Source organism: Pseudomonas sp. Z3-8, from assembly GCF_051131975.1.
Taxonomy (GTDB): domain Bacteria; phylum Pseudomonadota; class Gammaproteobacteria; order Pseudomonadales; family Pseudomonadaceae; genus Aquipseudomonas.
In genome coordinates this window covers 3,028,051-3,043,916 of record NZ_CP071643.1, presented here as the reverse complement: position 1 = coordinate 3,043,916, position 15,866 = coordinate 3,028,051, and the positions used below count along the sequence as shown (strand labels likewise).

General features: G+C 49.6%; 8 protein-coding genes. 5 read left to right on the top strand and 3 right to left on the bottom strand.

Annotated elements, in window-relative coordinates; genetic code table 11:
* Positions 1-169: 169 nt before the first annotated feature.
* Together J3P94_RS13990 and J3P94_RS13985 are read right to left on the bottom strand one after the other, a co-directional pair.
* Positions 170-976: an HNH endonuclease gene (locus J3P94_RS13990; protein ID WP_434568403.1), complete on the bottom strand. Its 807-nt coding sequence runs from the start codon at positions 974-976 to the stop codon at positions 170-172.
* Complete coding sequence (locus J3P94_RS13985) at positions 969-3,176, bottom strand: AAA family ATPase (protein WP_434568402.1); 2,208 nt, start codon at positions 3,174-3,176, stop codon at positions 969-971. Before J3P94_RS13985 ends, J3P94_RS13990 begins: the two co-directional genes overlap by 8 nt.
* 275 nt (positions 3,177-3,451) lie before the next feature.
* Between J3P94_RS13985 and J3P94_RS13980 the strand changes: the two genes are divergently transcribed.
* Entirely contained in the window at positions 3,452-4,471 is a 1,020-nt protein-coding gene (locus tag J3P94_RS13980) for a hypothetical protein (RefSeq protein WP_434568401.1), read from the top strand.
* Between the two features lie 865 nt (positions 4,472-5,336).
* Here J3P94_RS13980 and J3P94_RS13975 read toward each other — a convergent pair.
* Positions 5,337-9,326 carry an NACHT domain-containing protein gene (locus tag J3P94_RS13975; protein WP_434568400.1) on the bottom strand — a complete coding sequence of 1,330 codons (3,990 nt, stop codon included), beginning with the start codon at positions 9,324-9,326 and terminating at the stop codon, positions 5,337-5,339.
* 506 nt (positions 9,327-9,832) lie between these two features.
* On the opposite strand from J3P94_RS13975, the gene J3P94_RS13970 reads away from it, so the two are divergent.
* From J3P94_RS13970 to J3P94_RS13955, 4 genes are read left to right on the top strand one after another with little or no spacing between them, the layout of a single operon-like run.
* Positions 9,833-10,888, top strand: a complete 1,056-nt coding sequence (locus J3P94_RS13970; RefSeq protein ID WP_434568399.1) for a ComEC/Rec2 family competence protein — start codon at positions 9,833-9,835, stop codon at positions 10,886-10,888.
* Positions 10,889-12,175, top strand: a complete 1,287-nt coding sequence (locus J3P94_RS13965) for an ABC-three component system protein (RefSeq protein ID WP_434568398.1) — start codon at positions 10,889-10,891, stop codon at positions 12,173-12,175.
* A complete protein-coding gene (locus J3P94_RS13960) occupies positions 12,150-12,698 on the top strand; it encodes an ABC-three component system middle component 1 (protein ID WP_330804124.1) in 549 nt (182 codons plus the stop codon). Before J3P94_RS13965 ends, J3P94_RS13960 begins: the two co-directional genes overlap by 26 nt.
* Positions 12,679-15,801, top strand: a complete 3,123-nt coding sequence (locus J3P94_RS13955) for a hypothetical protein (protein WP_434568397.1) — start codon at positions 12,679-12,681, stop codon at positions 15,799-15,801. The genes J3P94_RS13960 and J3P94_RS13955 overlap by 20 nt, the downstream gene beginning before the upstream one ends.
* The last annotated feature ends 65 nt before the right edge of the window (positions 15,802-15,866 follow it).

The following is a 15,866-nucleotide window of genomic DNA, read 5'->3' as shown; positions in this document are numbered from 1 at the left end:
CCTCTGACGGTCCCAGTCCAGAGGGTGATGGATGCTGATTTTCGAAAACCATGCTTTGGGATCTGGTTGGAAATCGGGTAGTCCCTGGCAGACTCAAGTTTGAGCAATGTGGCTTGTCCCCTGAGCTGGTTGCTCATGGCCTCTCCTGCCGCCAATGAGCCGCTTTACGCTAACGGGGCAGCGCTCCATTTTTTATTAACTGGGAAGTGGACTTCGCAAGTGCCTGGTGAAAGGCCTCCAATTCAGGCGCCAAGGCGCCTTCATTTGACGATGCATGGGCGTTGATCACCTCCAAGGCTCCTTTCAACGCTGGATTGCTGTTGAGCACAATCTCACGTGCCGACAGGTCTTTGAGCAGATTAAGACAAAGATGCCGACCCCTGTCGCTTACACCGCGATAGATCGAAACGAGGTGGTCATTGGTCTGTACGCGGATAAAGCGTACATGCTCAGCAAAACGATGAAATCTTGGGTGATACATTTCAGTGAACGCAGCAGGTGCCGGGTACTCCTCAAGGCCCCGTTTATCGAAGCTGGCCCAGACACGGTCGAGCTTTATTTGGTTGCAATCGAAACAGGCAATCGCCATGTTCCAGAAGTGAAATGTGTACTGGACGAACGTCGCACGCGGAAGAATGTGCTCGATGGGTTTGGCATAGGCAATATTCACCAGTGGGCGCTGGCAGTAACAGCATAGCCCGTTCTGCTCCCGCTCCAGGAAACCTCGCAAGGCTTTGCGAATTAACGGGCCGGTTACACCGGATTTGAAATCTTTTCTGTGCTTTGTCAGCTTGCTCCATAGATCTTGTTTCGAGGCGGGCAGTCCTTTTTGGCGTCGCTTGAATTCGGCAATGGCAGCGGCATTCTGGGTCGACAGATGTTCCAGTGTCTTCTTGCGATGAATCTCACGCTCGTGGCAATCACCTTCATACCGGACACGTGCGGCGTCCATCGCTTCCTGGGTGAGATCAACCATGGCGAGGCTCGCTTTCTTCACGCAACATCATGATCGCAGCCAGGGTTTTTTCGATCAAATCAAGATCGGTGGCCTGTCGTTCATCATCTTCACCTTGGCCGTTTTTTTGGATGGTCGTCTTGAAGGTTTTGAGCTTCTGGATCGCCGTTTCAGATCTGATGGCCGCGTTGGGTGTGTTCGCATCCGAGATAAGAGAGGCAACCAGCTTTGCACACTGCTCATGAACTTCACGGTTGTGCGGCGTATAGGTTTCGAAACCATCCATTAGCAGCGTCTCCACGGAGTGTCGCTCAATGACAGGGATCTCATCCAGGATGCCGATGCTGGACACGTAGCAAATATCGTCATCCGCTGCGTTGGCAATGAGGATCGGTGAATGAGTAGCTATCACGAAGGAAACATTCAAGCGATCACTCAAGAGATTGAAGATGCGGGGAAGCCGTTGTTGCCAACTAACGTGCAGGCTGATCTCAGGCTCGTCGATCAGAAACGTCGGGCGATCGGCGTCCGAGGCAATGATCTTGATAAGCAGGCCAATGATGCTTTGCTCCCCGGAACTGAGATTGTCGAACGAAATAGTACGGTGCCCCTCGCGAATGAAGTTGACCTCGTACTCGCAGGTCGAACTTCTGTCACGGTTGAAGTAGCGCATATCGTCAGCATTTGAAAGATCAAGCGTTTCTCGACGTGGGACGCCGAAGCGGTCGTGGCTGAGCTCGGACTTCAGGATCAGATAAATCAGGGACCGGAAGCCGACAAGCCCCAGGCACTCCCTAAGCAATTCGACTTTGCCTGGTGCGGATGAAATGGCACTCACCTCCTTGGTAATCTGGGTCCTGCGAGCACCTTTGTATTCGAAAAGATGCTTGATAGTGCCGTCGTCGACGGGGAAACGGTCAGCATGGGACAAGGGAAGGCCTACGCAGCGTTTTCCGGCTTCCACCAGTAGGTAGGCGATGTCGGTGAGCAGGAAACTCTTTCCTTCGCCATTGTTGCCAATGATATAGACGCAACACGGCCTGCCACGGCGTTCCAGCACATCCGCTATCAATTTGCTGTTATCCGATCGGGTTCGCCGCGAAGATTCGCCAGACGCGGCCTTGAGCAACAGTCTCTTGGTTAGGACGGTCCTCAAAACATTGCCGGGTCGCCTCTCAATTGCATTGCAGAGCCGCGAAATTGGCCTGAAGCCAGCGCTGAAATAGCTATTGAGAAAACGCCTTACATCACTGGAAAGATACTCGAAGTGACTGTGGGCGACGCGGCCTTGCCAAAGGTTGTAGATACAGCCAGCGAGGAGCATCCGCTCGATACCATCCAACGGTGGCAGCGATTTGTTTGATAGGGAAACATCGATATAAAGCGTTTCTCGCTGAATCGGAGCAGTATTGATAATAATCGCCGTACAGTAATCTGAAACGGTAGGCAGGCTGCTGAAGGCGATGACCGCTTCCACTTGGGCACGGTTCTCGATCAACGCATACAAGCGCGACCACGTATCACCCATATTGGCGCGGGTCCAGTTATGAATGAGCACCAGCCGACCTTGTACCTCATCGTCCAGCATGTTTTGCAGCCCATACAGCATTCGGGTCGGGTCAGGGTAGGGCGCGTCCAGAAGGACCGTCGATTGAGCTGGTCGACGATGATTCTTGAACGCGATGAAATTAGGCCTGATATCCATTGCTGCCAAGCGGATGCTGATCAGATCCCATTGGTGCTGGGTAACGTCGTCGGACATCGGAAAAGAGTCTTGCGGATAGTCACCGAGCAACCCCAGCGACAGTTCGGCTGTACTCGGGATTGCTTCAAACAGGGGGGTCGACAAGGTCGATTGAATGGTTCCGACCAATGCGGCGACCAGTTTCGGATGGCGGTAATCAATACCTAATGCCAACGAAACCGCTTTCGCGGCCAGATGAGTGATTAAAAAGTCTGCGTCTTCGCCAGGCTCGATAAGATTCTCTGCTTCATGCAGCAGACTGCTGAACTCACTGAGCTTGATCGAAGCAAGCACCGGGGGCTCCATCAGCTTTTGGGAGAGCGTGTACAGAATGTTGGACGGCTTGCCGATCCTGGCGACGATCACTAGCATCAGCAAGAGCCGTGCGTCCTCATGGAGACTGGTGAGCCTCTTTACCTGGGCTTCAAGCGTTTCGATCAATTTGTCGGCGTTGATTTCACGATCATCATGGTACATGTTAGTCGTAATCCAGAACTGTCAAGAGGCTTCCGTGGCGATGACTGGCAAGTGGCCATTCAGCGACTATTGAAAAGCTTTGGTGCCGTGAATTCAATAGGGGCTGGAAAGTGGGCGCTTGAAGACGGGTGCTTGCATTAGCACTCGCCGCGCCACGTCTAACGCTGCCCACATTCGTTCCTTCCACTCGCATGAAGTGGCGAAACGCTTAAATCGAGCTAGCATCTACCCGAATGCTGGCACTTTGGAGCAGCGACATGGTACGGAGCCTAGTTATGAAATCAACGTCACTAATAAGTTTCTTTGGACCTTTGTTACTTCTTCATGGATGTGCTAGTTTGCCCGATGCCAAGATAGGATATTATGCTGCTTGGACTACGGTGAAAGTAACCGCCACCAGAACGGTGGCGTGTAGCGCTCAAGACGACATTCATATTGCTACTGACGTTAGCCCTTCCACTTCTCAGGCAGCATCAAACAGCCCAAATGATTACCATGAGCTCGATCTTAAAAAGTTGGGAGGAGTTTTTTCTGATGCAAGCGTGAAGATCGAGCGCACCGAAGATGGGCGATTGAAAAGCTGGAACTCCTCTACAACGGGCCGGGGCGAAGAAATAGTGAAATCGGTGCTGAGCTTAACTTCTGTGCTGAGTGGAGGAGTTATCAAATCTTCTGGAACGCACCCAGATATATGCAACCTAATCACCCAGTATGGAAAAAATGGCACCCTGAGTCTAACCTACTCAGTCATTCTCGATCCTGACCAAAAAGAGCTACAGGCTTTGAAGGCCGATCCAACCAGTAATCCTTACACTGATGACTTGGCTAACTCCCTTCCACCACTAGCAGCTCAAGTCTTAAGAAAGTTAAAATCGGACATTCCGATTGTCAATGAAAATACTGCTGGCAAGATTCCGGTACTGCATGCTCGCCAGCCTGGACGATTAAATTTTAAAGTTATAGATCCGAATAGCAACATGAATGCCTCATATTGGTCAGGCTCAGTATTAGTCGCTCAGCTCGGTGAACCATATGAGATTCCAATTCCGACGCCGAGAGTATTCGGCAAGCTTACGTTGTCGACGTCTTTTAGCGAGTCAGGCTCACTCAACTCTCTGGAATATATCGAAACTAATGGTTCAGCTTCATTTTTTAACTCACTGTCGGCGCTTTCGAAGTCAACCGCTAGCGATACAACGGCCGAAAACCTTGCGCAGGCAAAAAATGAGGCCGACCTGATAGTGCAACAGCAAAGATTGGTCTTATGTAAATCTTCACCGTCGACTTGTAAGTGATTACGTGCTTACACACTCACTTCGGCGGAGAGTACCGCGACCTATGGTAACAAATAAGACGCCACCGCCGCCGACTACTGAGTGTCACCGACGCTCCGAGGAGCCACCGCTCAACCGAAAGGATCAGCCTGGCCGGCGTGACAGAGGCTATGGGGCAGGGGGCGAGCCTACGCAAATTCTCGTGCCCGCAACCTCCTTAAAACTCCCCAAACGCGCCAGGCGGGGGCTTGATTCACGACAGCTGTGCTCGAAGAGCGACGGCCATTGCTACTTTAATCCCCCAATATCGACTCATGATCGGACACAGCACCTTGTGATGCCATTCTTAAATTTCTCGAATCAGTGGCTTAAGCTGCTCATGAACATATCTGACATAGCACCTGATTTAACTTATGGGCGATGTCAGATGTTCATAAGTCGCTCGCAGGTCTACCAGTTTTGGCTTAATGCTCCTGAAATGAATGTGATTGTTCATCGTTTTATGTACATCTGAGCCGTTGTCCGCGCGCTTTTGCGCCACAGCCCGATCTCTGACGGTCCATATCTTGGGGATGAGGGATGCTGATCTTCAGAAAACGCGTTTTGGGAGCTGGATTGAAAATGGATGGCAAAGGATAACTGAACGCAGTGGGCCCACGAACAAATCGATCGGTTGGCTGGTCGCGGACCTCTTAATGATGCCTGCGATGCAAGGCGTCCCAGCCTCCGGTAGCGTCTTGAGGCGCTGAGCGTTAATGAGCACACGTACCATCTGGATTTTGTGCATCCAGAATATTAACGACAGTAGGTATCGGAGGCGCGGATCGCAGCATGACATCAGCGGAATCCGTGGCAATTTTGCTGACGTAAGAGTGTGCGAGAGGGCTCAAACTCCCTCAGTATTATGAGCGAGATTCAGCACGATGATTTTCACACGCCCTTGCGTCGCTGCCTGACTGCGCGCTTCAAGCATTCTCGCCATCTGTTCTGGAGATGAAGGCGCATCAGCACCTCTACCTGGGCCCTTCAGCTTGGCGTTCTTGCCAAACCATAGAACAAGATAGATACCCAAACGCTGGGCCTGGTGATCGGTTGTGTAGAGCCTGTCGAGCTGTAGATCCGCTGCATCCCAGACATCTTTATGCCATTGCCCTTTGATCTCGATAGGGATGCTAGCGCTCACGGTCGAGCACCAGATGTCTACTTCCTTGTCAGCCGCCATATGCTTTTCGGGATAGTAGACAACGCCCTCGGGGCCTTGTCGGAGAAGGGCCAGAAGATGATCCCGGCAACGCTCTTCCTTCTGGTGGCTGATCTGGTCATCACAATAAAAACCTCTCCACGAATCGATATCGTCACTCCGTATTTTGGCCTGTATGGTATCGATTTCCTCCATTATCCAGGCTTGCAGATCAGCAGCGCTGCGCGGTGGCTCGTCTCTCGTGATGGCAACCAGATCCTTCAGTGTTGGAGGGGTGAAGATCGATTCTTGGCAAAGGCGCAGTTGCCTGAACTTGGCGTCGAGTAACAGCGCTGTGTAGGAGTCGCGTGGGGCGTTGCTGAGCCTGTTCAAAGCGGCGATCGCTTCGGAGGTTGTAAGGCTGCCCAGATTATCAATTAGCTGGGCAAGCCCCCCGTCATTGATCCCGAACAGTGCCGGTTCGATGATTTCGCCAACAGGGTTCTCCGTGTGCGGCCACGACGTGCGGAAATTGGAAATCATCCACTCGACCAGCGCGATATCAGGTTTGATCGTGTGCCCATCGATGCCGGGGTAATGCCCGATCACCAGGTAACGGAGGTATTCCAGTAAGTCCATGTGCAGCGGAGCGCTGGCCAATCGGTCAGCTGTCATTTCGAAGTCGATTGCCAGGTCGACAGCATCCCAGATCAACATGTGCTCCGAAGAATATAAGCGACGCCGTTGGCCTAATGATTCCAGCAGATGATGCTCATCGGCGTCCAAAAGGATTTTTACAAGAATTTTCTCGCGGCTGTACGGTATCGACGGCAAAGTGTGCAGCCACTCTGCTGCCAAGCTCGCAGCCACTTCGTTAGCCTTGTCGTAATGCAAAAGCTCGTCCAGTGAGTCGCTGCCAGCGTCCGTCTGGACCAGGGGTTCATACGCCAACCTCAGCGCTTCCCGCCACAACCCTCTCGCTTGCAGCTCGACATTGAGTAGCGGGCGTACCGGCTGTGGGTCATGGGATACCCAAAGACGAAACGCTAGCGAAGCCGTCAGTAACTGAAGATCTGTGAGATCACTGAAGCCCCGTTTCACTCGATGGCGTTCAGTGATCGCTGCGATGATGATCAGCGGCGAAATGCCTTCTGGGCCGCCGGTTTCAGGCGGATCGAAGTACCAATCCTGTGTTGAGTAGAACCTGCTCACTTCTGGGCCTGAAAGTACGCAAGGAAGACGTTGCAGGTAGGTCTCGAATCCGATCAGCGCGTCCTGTGCCAACGCCTTGTCCAGCCATTCAGCCAGGCATTCGTCAGCGACAGCATCGGACCTGTAACCCCGATCAAGGCCCAGATAGATCATTGCCGGCTGTACCAGGTGCTCGAAGTGTCCAGCCCGAAGGGCCCAGGCATTGCGCTGATACCGTTGCAAGCGCAGGGTCTGATCTCGCTGACGTCCCTGTTCGTTGAAACGGCTTAATGTGCTTGACTGCTCAGCGATTGCCTCTTGCGACGGAGCCAGTGGTAGTTGCTCGAGCCATTGCAGCCGCTCAGGACAGTTCGATGCGAAGGCACGAGCCGCCACGCGCATGTCTGAACCCTCATCGTCACTGTGCGGTGTCAGTGAAACCACCGACCGCCAACGCTCATCGGCCAGGTCATCGGGGTCAAGGGCATCGAGCAGTGAAACGGCATCTGCTTCTGAGCACCAAAGGGCAGGGGATATGCAGCTTAGGCCGTAATGCCGATTACTCATGGTGGTTTCGCCATCTTTGCTCAGCAAAACGTATTGTTGCAGAGCGCGCCGTAGTCTGTGATCGTATTCGAGGCGGTCGTGAACATCGCTGGGTGGAAATTGAAACGCCCCATGAGAAGCAGCGAACTGTAGCCAACGCAACAGGTCGCTTGCGACGATGGTCGGGTTGCGGAGATAACAGGAGGTTAAACTCGTCGTCAGATTTGCTAGCTCAGGCCTCTGCTGTGACTCGACAGGCAACTCCATCGCGATCGCGGTTTCTGTAAGGCAGTCAAGAAACCGGCTGATCCGCTGCTCGGGAAGATGCTCAATCAACACATCATATTTATTGTCAGCTTCGCCTCTTCGATAATCCTGGTGCGCGCAGGCGATCACCCATTTCACAAGGTCGCTATCATCGAACAGGGCGTAACCTTTCAAACCTGCCAAATCCAGCGCCAGTCGTGCGCCGTCGTCGGTGGCCTGTGACGTAAGTAACTGAATCAGTTCGTAAGACTGTTCCACCGACAGCGATGGGTGTAACGCCTCAAGTGCAGCACCTCTAGAGGCAAAAAACTCTGTACCGTCGCGTACCATCGTCAGAAGCGTTGGGGCCAGCGTGTCGGCAATGCCAGCGTCCTTGACCGATTGAAGCACTCTCATCCGAAGCTCGAACGATCGCTGCGGCTGTACCAGCAGCGTCACCACTTCGCTTTCCATTCCTGGCCGGATCACGCCTCTGAGTGAAAGCCTGTGGGCGTAAGTCATGAATCCCGGATTACACAATGCCAATTGGCCGAGCGCCAGTAAAAGGGCACGCGCCTGACGTAGTGTCAAGCGTTCGGGGTCACCGTACTCGATGATGCCAAGGGGATCAGTAGCGATAACCTCTAATGCGAAAGCGGGGTAGAGCGCTATCCATCCATGCACGCCGCGTAAGCTTGCTGGGACGAGTCCGGATCCATGAAACAAAGCGAATAACCGGCGGCGCTTGCGAGGTGAGTCAGCATGACTTGAAAGCCAGCGAGCGGCCAGGTATTCGCCCAGACTTCTGTGGGTGTAGTTGAAATTATCCGCTCCAACCGAATCGAACAAACGTGTTCCGAGCACCCGAATCAAGCAACCGCCACCGGGCAACTCGCTCGCCTCTTTCGACGACAGTGCACGACCGCCACCAGAGGCGTGACTGATGGAATCAAAGTCGCCCAGTATAAGTGCGGTGCAGGCGGCTCCAGCAGCGTCGAGTGCATCTTGTTCGGTAGGTGCTGCAGCCCATTTGCTGGGCTTGTGCTCACTGACCAACTGCAAGATCGCCATCTCGAACAATCCGGCGCGATCCTTTGGTAAAGGTAATCCCGTCGCGGCCGCATCAATTATCAAACCCAACGTGTGGGGGTTTCCAAGCCAGTCGATGAGCCTACGGGCCTCAAGGTGTGCAATGAGATTGTATGCACCAGGTTCGCCCAGCCGCTTGCATAGAATCTGTCGAACCTGTTCGTCAGTGAGTGCCTTCAGATGCAGTTCAATATGAGATTTATCGTAGAGCGCTAGACTTTCAAAAAGCTCGGAGCACTCAGCAGTTCGCCAGTCGGATGCCCTGCACGACAGAACGAACCGCGGATAACCGAGTTGGGCCAGAGACGTAAGCGTCTTTAGCAACGCATCTGTTGAGGAGGACGCCGTCAGCTCATCAAGTGCGTCGATCACCAGCACTTGGGTCGTGTCCAACGGCTGCGCTGGCGGAAGAGGAAGGCTCAACTGTCGGGTTGTGACGAAACGATAACCATGGGTGGTCGCGAACCACTTGAGCAAAGTGGTTTTCCCCATCCCGGCTTCACCCAGAATGATCAGTGGTCGATGATTCTTGCGGACCAGAGCGTCGAGTTCTGAGTGCTCAAGCTCGGCGAATTCGTCATTGTCGTGGTGCCATAGGGTTCTGGGGAGAAAATTTGCTTCCATTCAATGCTTGACCATAACAGACGATACGAGGCTTTCTGAAAAGCCTATCAGTATTTGCTTTGCTCCAGTCGCGAAATATCGGGGCGCTGTAGGAACGCCTGGTCGGGCGGTTGCTGTATTGCACGAGGCGAAAGCTCTCGCTGACTGATACCGGGTTGCTTGCTTTACGATGGACTTGGATACCAGGCAGCCTTCTTCACCAGTAGTGCTTTGCTCCTTGCCGCTACAGCATTGACTTTTTGGCTGTGCGCAACGAAGGCTTGAGGTAACGGTTGACAACTAAAGCGGCAGTGCGCTGGCTCGCCAAGTCTAGATTTCTCTGATTCCTACAGGGTACATTTGTACTCCGCTTCACACAGATGTCCGCGCGCCGCTCTCAGCTCTACACAAGGATCAGCTCAGGGCATGAGCTGCAGTGAGAGGGCTCAGATCAAAGGACGAATTTCGCTCTCGAAGGAATTATGATTGGTGGCATAATGCCGCAGTCAGTAGCTAAGGGAGCTAGCATGAGCACCACCATCCAATTCCTCCACGCCTCACATGGTGACTGCATATTCCTACGTCATGAGCAGGAAGGAAAAATTTTCAACCTTCTGATCGATGGCGGGCCAGGTGAGACATTCGGTCAATTAAACGGATATGCAAAGCCCCTTCGCTTACTCCTTGAAGAGCTCAAGGCAAATGGAGAAGTTATTGATTTGGCTGTGATTACCCATGTCGACGACGATCATATTGGGGGCGTGCTCGCAGCCATGTCATACAATGACTATTTACCTTCTCTAGTCAAGGAATTTTGGTTTAATTCTTACGGACTTATCTGCTCAGCGATTGAACAAGCTGATGATAAAAAAAATGAAGTGGCAGGAGTCGCGGGAACTGAAACCAAGACAAGTATCACCCAAGGTGTCACTCTGGAGGGAAAACTTAGAAAACTCAATTGGTTTGATCAGGCAATTCACAATGAACTAACCCCAATTACCAGGTTAGGATTGGAGTTTACGATTTTATCACCCTCAATAAATTCGCTTCGTAGACTAGGCAAGGCTTGGGAGCGTGAGTACCCACCTTCAAATAAAAAAACAGCCAAAGCTGAGAGTGATCATAAATTTCCATTCTCCCATTTTTTGACCGGGGATAGGTTCAAACCGGATCGTTCCATACCAAATGGAAGCTCTATAGCTTTCATATTGAAGGTTGGTGATTTAAAGCTTTTACTACTGGCCGACTCGTATGCAGGCACGGTTGAGCGAAAGCTCAAATCATTGGGCTACAGTCCGACCAACCCTCTCGAATGCAGCATCGTAAAAATTTCGCATCACGGTAGCAAGGGCAATACAAGCCAGAAACTGCTTTCACTAATCGCATCAAAAAAATATGTCATTTCGACCGATGGTTCTATATTTGGACATCCGGATAAGCGAACCATTGCGCGAATTATTAATGCGCATCAAGATAACCATGTGTATTTTAACTACAAATCTGTTCTCAAGGGCATCATGCTGCCTGAAGATGCTGCTTATTCTGAAAGGCTACACGTTTGCCAAGAAAAAATGGTGTTCTAAATGTCCATTCACGAATTTATCAGAGAGCATGCTGTTAAAGTTAATGATGGGAGCGGGGTATTAGTTCACTGCCTCTCTGAAGACTACTCTTACGTGCTCACTGCTAAACATGCACTGAAGGCTCAGAATGCAGTTGAGACTTGGGATGGTCGCCCAATTACCGTCCTAGAAGTGTATCCTCATAAGGATGACTGTGCGTTATTGAAAGTCTCGTTCATACCGAACTTGCAATCAGTTAGATATAAAAATAATAAATTCGACTACAAGAGTGAGGCGATATTTGCAGGGTTTCCCGAGTATCGAGAAAATGAAGACACTCCCGAGCAAAGATTTAAGTCTTACGAAGGGAAAGTTAAACAGTTTGATAAAGGTTTCTATTTGACATTAGAGGGGCTGCCGCCCAGGGGTCATATCAAGGGTGCGTCTGGTGGAGGGGTTTACCTTCTTGTAGGTGGAAAACCGTACTTGATTGGTGTCGAGATTGAAATGGCTGGCCCTCAACCTCAAGAGGCTGGTGAGGTGCTATGTTTTGACATGGGAAGATTTGATGAGCTTGTAAAAGCCAATGATCTATCCCCGATTCTTCCCTCATTTCTGTTTTGCTTCACCAAGATAAGGCCAAGCACTTTTAACTACACGCTAAGTAGTTCGAGGGTTCTCCAGATTCTACAGCATCAACTTTATAGGAAAGCTGATAGCTTGGTTCGTGCGGGGATACCTAAGCCCTATGAGCTGTTAGCGCTGTATGACAAAGGCTTGATTGTTAACGGGCAGGCTGATGAAGCCATATTCGACATCGAGCTCTGGTCAGCATTTACTGAATTCTTGATTCTTCATTCACTATTAAATGATGTGGATGTGATGGATCTTAACTATTTGAAAGGAATAGAGCGGACCAGTAGGTTTGTTTACTCGAGAAGCAAAGACGCTTGGCTGCAAGATTTGAACAATATTTTAGCTTCGGCCAGAAAATTGCTTGATAATGGCGGGCTTTTAGTAGTTTCCAGTGGCGATGTTGGTAGTCCGCCGATTGCAAATAAAGATTTCATAAGATATTTAGTAGAAGATATCGGCACCCCGGCTGCTGAGTATGATGGTGACGACGGCGCACGCATCGACATGGGGCTGGAGGGCGGTGATGTACCTTTCAGCTTTGCGCTTCTGGGTAGTCTCCATCGTGAGTGTATAACAAGAAATGAGCAAGACTTTCTGGGACTAAATTCGGCTAAGTCCATGGAGCTTTTTAAGGAAAAATACTCCGATGAATTTAACAAGTGCAAGCAATGATCAGATCCTGGAGGTGCAACAAAGCTTTCCAGATTTTTCATTCAATTTCTTTACTGCTGGAAACTCCGGTTTTGTGAGTTGCATCGCGTGCTGGGCGGAAACCTCTGAAAGTCTTGAGGATAAATGGAATGCAATTCAGAATGTGCTGGCATTGCGCTACAAGGCGGAGAAGAAGGTAGCTAGGTGGAATGTTTATATAGCATTTTTTTGTAGGGAATCAGTAAGTCGGCCCCTGAGGCTGTTGATTGAGAATAATAAATTTACAGCTAGAAAGCTAATTTTTGATTCCTGTACGGATGATCAGCTTTGGCTAAAAGAAGAGTTCGCGCTCCAGCGCTTGAATCATGAAATCTTTGAAGTAGATCTCTCAACGGGCAAGAATTTTGGAGTTAAGTTTGTATATAAGCCATCATCTCTTGTGTCTTCCCTGACAGGCTATTTAGAGGCGACGTCTATCGAAAGGTTAGAGATGATCGAAAAGCTGATAGCGGAGCGTGATACTCATGAAAATAAAGAAAGTTGAGATTCAGGCTTTTCGAGCTTATCTTGAGAAAGCCAACGGCACGTTTGACTTTATGGTACACGGCCAGGATGGAGTTGAAGTCCCGGCTAATTTTGTATCGCTGTATGCTCCAAATGGTTTTGGGAAGAGCTCATTTTATGACGCGGTAGAATGGGCTATGACTAATGGCTCAGAGCGCTTTACAGGTAGCATCTATGAAGCCGTTGCACGTGGTTCTAAACTGGAGGATGAAGCCCTTCGTATTCTACGAAATACCGAAGCGCCTGATGATTTAGAAACGAAGGTTTCAGTATTAACCACTGTTAAGGAATTTGTCCGCAATCCGGGAGTTGTACGGAAAGACAGTATCGATGTCGATTTTAAGGACAAAAAACTCGCCGAGGGGGCTGATTTCTATCGAACAATCTTCCTATCCCAAGACGCGATCGATCGATTTATCCGCGGAGTTAACCCCGAGACTCGTTACCAAGAGTTTGCCGAAGAATATGGTGAGGAAACTGAGTCACTCCGTCGGGCGGTACAGGCGGCGTATCTGGGAGTGGGCGAACAAATTGAAAACTGCAAAGTCACTGAGAAAAAGTTATCAAATGAGCTGCAATCTCCAATTGATAATCGCCTAGTAGAGGCCTTCGTTGCTGTTGCTGAAGAACTAAGAGAAACAGGTACTCCTCTTGCTTCCTTGCCAGAGGCTGTTGGCGATACGGATCCAGATGAGCTTACCGAGGAAATTGTAACATCACTCTCGAAAGCTCAGCATGAAATAGACCTTCTGACTACTAGAGAGTTGGCACTAAACGAGCTCGCAGAAGGTCTAGCTTACAATATTACTGACTCCGACGAACTGTCTGGGCTGATTGCTGCAGAGCAGAAGCTTATAGGTGCTCAAGGCACTCTAGGTAAAAAAGATTCTTTATTGCAAACGCAAGCAGAGTGCGCACGCAAATTAAATAGCATAACCGAAGCTCTTCGGCGACATGAGTCGATAGTAGCGATCAGTGAAAAATATCGTGGACTGCGTAAGGCAAAGTTGGAATTTGATAAGGCGGTGAACGCTGAGGGCTTACTCCTTAAAACATTTGAATTGAAGCTGGAGCAGTTAATCTCACAGAGAGGAGAGTTGCAGGGTAGACTTAAAGATCTTCAGGAGCGCAAGGCCACTTGGGATGTTTTGCGCTCTGGTTCTGACGGCATTTTTGAAAAAATAGCGAAATCGGAAGATGATCAGTTAGTTCTCGCCGGAGAGCTGAAAGATGCTTCGACAAAACTAGATTTCATTTCCTCTAAGCTGACCGAGCAGGCGAGGCTGCTATCAGTTGTAGATCAAATGCCCGGAGATGTTTTTGAATTGGTCGTTCAGGATTTTGCGATTCTGGATATCAAGGCTGATCGCTTCTCTGAGCTTCGAGCGGCAAGAGCAGAAACAGTCCTCATCGAAAGCAGGCTCGTTAATATCAATTTCCTTATTCAGGATCTTGAGACCCAATCTAATGCTTTTGGAAAGCTTGCGGCAATTGCTGGAGAGATTTTAGCGAAAGACCCTGGGCCTAACTGCCCACTATGCCAAAAGAATCATGGCTCATTCCGTGAACTCAAAGATGCAATAGATAGCAATGGACTGTTGCAAGGATTCCTCAAGGAAAAATCAGATCAACGTGCTCTTGAGATAGATAACCTGGCTAGGTCTAAAAGAGTATTGTCAGATATGATTTCTGAAATCAATACTCTAAAAGCAAGAAAGATTGAACAGCTTGCAACTGATGTCCGAAGAATAACTAATGATGAGGCGCTGGCTCAGCGTGATAAGGCTCTAATTGAATCGAAGACTGCTTCCGCAAAGCAAGATTTGATATCGAATAAAGCCATAGTTCTCAACTTGGATCGTGAGCAGCTTTCAGCAAAAATAATTCAAGAGTTACAGGGATTTACGACTAAAATTGAGATTGGTCAGGCTGATTTGGCTGCTATAAATAAAGAAATTGACTCAATCGGCCCGCTGCAGTCCTCATCCATTTCAATAGTTTCTGAAGCTAAGGCAGGACTGGCAAAAATTGAAGCGGATGTGGATTTTGTAAAAGTACATGTTTATCTTCTGGAGAATAATCTTGAGCTCTCTGGGGATGTTGGAGAGCTTGAGGATTTTGCAGAAAAATTCAATGGTGAGGCTAAAGAGCTTAGGGGGTTATTGGAGGCGACAGAAAAATCTTTAGTTAACATTGCAGAAGAGTTGGAGAGTGCCGGGCTTCCTACAGAGATTGGGCTGATCAAAAGCGATGTTGAAATAGTCGCCTCTCGGATCTCTGAATTACGTGCGAGAATAGAGTTATATGGTTCAAGATTTGTCACGACTGTAGAGGTTTCATTTGCAGGTGACGCAGCTGATGAAGAGCGTTTGCGTATCGCAACTGAAGATACTATTAAACGTAAGAAATCGTTAGATGCAGCTCGTGAAAAGTTTGGCAAGCTACAAGCGTTGCTGGATTCCATAAGACCTGTTATCAGTAGAGAGCTTGCCAGGAAAGAGTTGGATGCCACCGTTAATCGACGTGCTGGGTATGAGTCGCTGAGAGAGAGGATTGCAGCTGAGCTCCAGGACATCAATGCGACGCTAGCGCGCCAGCTTGACAGTATGTTTCAAACAGACTTAATCAATGAAATTTACAGAAAAATTGATCCACATCCAAATTTTAGCGAGGTGAAGTTCGCTTGCGGTTTCCGGCTAAAAACTAAGCCAACGCTCAATGTGATGGTGAAGGATAAGGAGTCTGAAAAAGAAATCTCGCCTCTACTATATTTTAGCGCAGCTCAATTGAATATATTGAGCTTGAGCATCTTCTTGGCTAGAGCGCTGAACGCTAAGTCACCCTCAGGTCAGCCGCTTGACCTAATTCTGATTGACGACCCGATTCACTCGATGGATTCCATCAACGTGTTGTCAACAATTGATCTGCTCCGAGGCATCGCGCTCAATCATGATAAGCAAATTGTCATATCGACGCATGACGAAAACTTTTATGAGTTGTTAAAGCGAAAGGTTCCTGCAGGTCTGTGTGGGTCTAAATTCCTTAAGTTGAAGAGCTTTGGTCGTGTGGAGGTGGATGAGTAAATAACCTCATGGTGCTAGGCTGCAGGCTATGATGACATTCAGAGCTTGGAGCCTATGAATCATAT

Bases quoted from the DNA above. Each gene is read 5' to 3' on its own strand.
- J3P94_RS13955 (WP_434568397.1), top strand. From the start codon at position 12,679: ATGAAAATAAAGAAAGTTGAGATTCAGGCTTTTCGAGCTTATCTTGAG.
- J3P94_RS13985 (WP_434568402.1), bottom strand. From the start codon at position 3,176: ATGTACCATGATGATCGTGAAATCAACGCCGACAAATTGATCGAAACG.
- J3P94_RS13980 (WP_434568401.1), top strand. From the start codon at position 3,452: ATGAAATCAACGTCACTAATAAGTTTCTTTGGACCTTTGTTACTTCTT.
- J3P94_RS13965 (WP_434568398.1), top strand. From the start codon at position 10,889: ATGTCCATTCACGAATTTATCAGAGAGCATGCTGTTAAAGTTAATGAT.
- J3P94_RS13960 (WP_330804124.1), top strand. From the start codon at position 12,150: ATGAATTTAACAAGTGCAAGCAATGATCAGATCCTGGAGGTGCAACAA.
- J3P94_RS13970 (WP_434568399.1), top strand. From the start codon at position 9,833: ATGAGCACCACCATCCAATTCCTCCACGCCTCACATGGTGACTGCATA.
- J3P94_RS13990 (WP_434568403.1), bottom strand. From the start codon at position 976: ATGGTTGATCTCACCCAGGAAGCGATGGACGCCGCACGTGTCCGGTAT.
- J3P94_RS13975 (WP_434568400.1), bottom strand. From the start codon at position 9,326: ATGGAAGCAAATTTTCTCCCCAGAACCCTATGGCACCACGACAATGAC.